This is a genomic window from Flavobacterium sp. FG68, assembly GCF_057808895.1.
Window position 1 is genome coordinate 1 of sequence record NZ_JBMDIY010000070.1, and the last position, 3229, is coordinate 3229.

Genomic DNA, 3229 nt, shown 5'->3' on the forward strand with positions numbered 1-3229 from the left:
TTACCGTAAATAATATGGCCAATAATGCCAGCCACATACAAAATAGATTTTTTTTTCATTTTTTAAATTGTTTAATTATTTTAAATAATATACCCCCGGCCTGACATTAAAAAATGACAAGATTAAAAGGTATAGTGAATGAGTACCCTTTTGGGGTATTCCTATAATAGATGTGGTATTTGTGGTATTCTTGTGGTTTGTATTAAAGGCTCTTACTGAACTTTTAATGTGGCTTATAATGATGAAGGTGATTTCTGGTTTAATCCAGACTCACATAAGAGGTTGGTTTGGCTGGGTCTTTTAGTACAAATCTTTTTTAATATTATTCTTCTAATATTATTGCTTGCTTAGAGCGTCTTCATAAGAAGATTCATGACGGTTTCTTTGTTTGCTTTTTCCATAGTCGCATAATCCTTTTTAATTCTGTCCGGCGTTGATCCGTTTACTGATCCGTTGATACTTTGGCGGATGTAATATTTTGAAACATTGTATTTTAAAAACAAGGCTTCTAAAATATTAGAATCGTAGGATTTGTAAACTTTTGATTTACTGTTTTCCATAACTAATGTTTGTTTTAAAATTCGCAACAAAGGTAGATTATAATCTTCAATAAACAAAACATTTTAAGTGTATTTTCTTACTTATGAAGCTTTTTAACAGAATTAATTATTTGTAATAAATTGATTATTAGTTATTTATGTTTTTATTTATGATAATTTTTGGTAGTTTTAAAATGCGATTTTTGATTGTAAATTGTTGATTTTTAGCTATATATGATGAAATTATACGTGTTATTTTGAATTAAATTATCTTCAATTTATGTAAAAAAGCTTCATTTATAAAGTAACAGATTACAGATGAATTGATTTTTTTCTAAAGTATGGTTTGCTTTTTAATTAAGAAGCCTTCATTTTTCAATCTTTGGAAATTGTAGGAATTATGTTTTTTTGTTTTACTTTTGCCTATTGATTAATTTGTTTCAAAATTTAAAACACAAAATTCCTTAACTAAATGTAAATCATTAGTTTAAAAAGGTAACTTCCTCTAAAATGAATATTATAATACAAAACATTAAGCGAATTGCTAACAATGAAGGAATTACTATAAGCAGGCTGGAACATATTATTGGGGCCAGCAAGGGGGTCTTGTCGCGTGCAGTAGGAAATAACAGCGATATACAATCTAAATGGATATTAAAAGTGATTGAAATTTATCCTCAATATAGCTGTGAGTGGCTGCTAAAAAATGAAGGATCAATGATAAAAACTCAAAAATCAAATAATTACCAACCTTCAATAAAAAAAACGGAAGACGAGTTGAGCTACAAAAAACTCGCAGAAGCGCAAAAAGATACTATTGATAGTCTGAAAAAAGTAGTTTTTCATTTAGAAAAAGAGATTTCGCATTACGAAAAACAGGAAAGCAAGACGGAATCTTGACTGTAAGGTTTGAGTTTTATTGCGCCCTTCGACTTCGCTCAGGGTGACAGGATTGTGTGAAGATTATGTAATCGTACAGTTTGTCATTGCGCATTAGCTTTGTCATTTCGACCGAAGGGAGAAATCGCACGCGGGATTCGACAAAGATTGGCGATTTAGTTTGCGCCCTTCGACTTCGCTCAGGGTGACAAGACTAAAGAAAATAACCACACAGTTTGTCATCCTGAGCGAAGTCGAAGGACACACAAGTAGCTCTACAAAGATTGACGATATGCTTTGCGGAGCTACTTGCGGAGATTTCTCCCTTCGGTCGAAATGACAAAAACTGGCGGACACTCTTTGCGTGCCGATATTTGTTAAAGTTTAAAAATTAATACGCCGCAGTAAATCGAACCTGATGGTGTTTTGGGGTTTCGGTTTCATCAGCAATAACTACTGCTAAATCTTCTACAGATAAAATGCTTCTTTGTTCGTCGTTAAAAACCGGATTTTCTAATCCTAAACGGTATTTTCCTGTTCTTCCGGTTGTAATGCCCTGGTGCATTTCGAAAGCGGGACTAAAAAATGCCCAGTCTAATTCTTTTTCTTCTTTTAAAATATTTAAATAATCTCTTGCTGCAGTAGCTCCGGCATAAAATTCTTTTGGAAAATCCGGTGTATCAACGGCTTGTAAACCCGGAGCGACAAATAAACTTCCTGCACCGCCAATGGTGATATAACGTTTTACACCCGATTTTTTTACCGCTTCCTGAATTGCTTTAGATCCTGCAATAAAATCATCGTAAATATTAGGGTTTGTCCATCCTGAATTGTACGCATTTATAACGGCATCGTTTCCTTTTAAAATTGCTGCCAACTCGTCTACACTAAAAATATCAGCACTTTTCCAGTTAATGCCAGCGGTGTCTTTTGGATTTCTGGCAATAGCAGTAATATCGTGATTTCTGCCTGCTAATTCGTTTAAAATTGCTGAGCCTACAAATCCTGTTGCTCCAATAATTGCGATTTTCATAATATATAAATTTATTTAGTAATAAAAAATGTTACAGTTTAGTGTAAAAAAATAGTTTTAAAACTGGTTCGAAAAATCTTCTAAAGAAATTCCCTGCAGTTGGGCGCTTACTTTTTGATTCATATCAGCATACAAAGCATCCAGATTTTGATTGATTTTTTTTCCAACAGGACAATCCGGATTGGGCTGATTTTTAGCATAACCGAGATTGATGGTTTCAAAAGTCATTTCAAAAATTTCTTTTAATGTCAGTTTTGATGAATCGACGGCGAGTTTTGTGCCTCCGTTTTTTCCTTCTTTACTTTCTACAATATGATGGGCTTTTAAGTTTGCAATTTCTTTTCGAACCAAAACCGGATTCAGGTTAATGCTTCCTGCAATATATTCTGATGATAAATAATCATTTGGGAATTTATTGAGCAAAGTAAGAATGTGAATTGTTATGGCAAATTTACCTGAAAGCATACTGTAATAAAATATGTTACAAATGTAGTGAGATTTATTATAAGAAAACAAGTTTTAACTAAAAATTAATTTTGTTTTTTTGTAGGGATGTGTAAATTTTTTTAAACACATAGAGACATAGATTTTTTTAGCTGAAAGAGAGGATGTAAAGAAACTAGTTTCTCACACATAGTTTCGAAGCTTAATGTTAAAAATGCAAAGTTTAAAGATAGTATTGTCATTTCGACCGAAGGGAGAAATGACAAACTCTCGTTTCTGCCCAATCTTGTCATCCCGAGGAACGAGGGATCTGCGTAAGTAACTCCGCAAACTA

The 3229-nt window shown here is 32.8% G+C and carries 4 protein-coding genes; 1 reads left to right on the forward strand and 3 read right to left on the reverse strand.

What is annotated here, in order from left to right:
- Window positions 1-347: 347 nt before the first annotated feature.
- Window positions 348-560, reverse strand: coding sequence for a hypothetical protein (locus tag ACODSB_RS23915; RefSeq protein ID WP_488938880.1), 213 nt, complete (start codon window positions 558-560; stop codon window positions 348-350).
- A gap of 489 nt (window positions 561-1049) precedes the next feature.
- Here ACODSB_RS23915 and ACODSB_RS23920 point away from each other — a divergent pair, with 489 nt between their 5' ends.
- Complete coding sequence (locus ACODSB_RS23920) at window positions 1050-1439, forward strand: hypothetical protein (protein ID WP_488938881.1); 390 nt, start codon at window positions 1050-1052, stop codon at window positions 1437-1439.
- A 370-nt stretch (window positions 1440-1809) separates the two neighbouring features.
- Here the strand turns inward: ACODSB_RS23920 and ACODSB_RS23925 are convergent, their stop codons facing one another.
- Both ACODSB_RS23925 and ACODSB_RS23930 read right to left on the reverse strand, forming a co-directional pair.
- The gene (locus tag ACODSB_RS23925; RefSeq protein WP_488938882.1) at window positions 1810-2451 is read right to left on the reverse strand and encodes an NAD(P)-dependent oxidoreductase; all 642 of its coding nucleotides are present in this window, start codon (window positions 2449-2451) and stop codon (window positions 1810-1812) included.
- Window positions 2452-2508: 57 nt separating this feature from the next.
- Complete coding sequence (locus ACODSB_RS23930) at window positions 2509-2916, reverse strand: RrF2 family transcriptional regulator (protein WP_056201713.1); 408 nt, start codon at window positions 2914-2916, stop codon at window positions 2509-2511.
- Window positions 2917-3229: the final 313 nt, after the last annotated feature.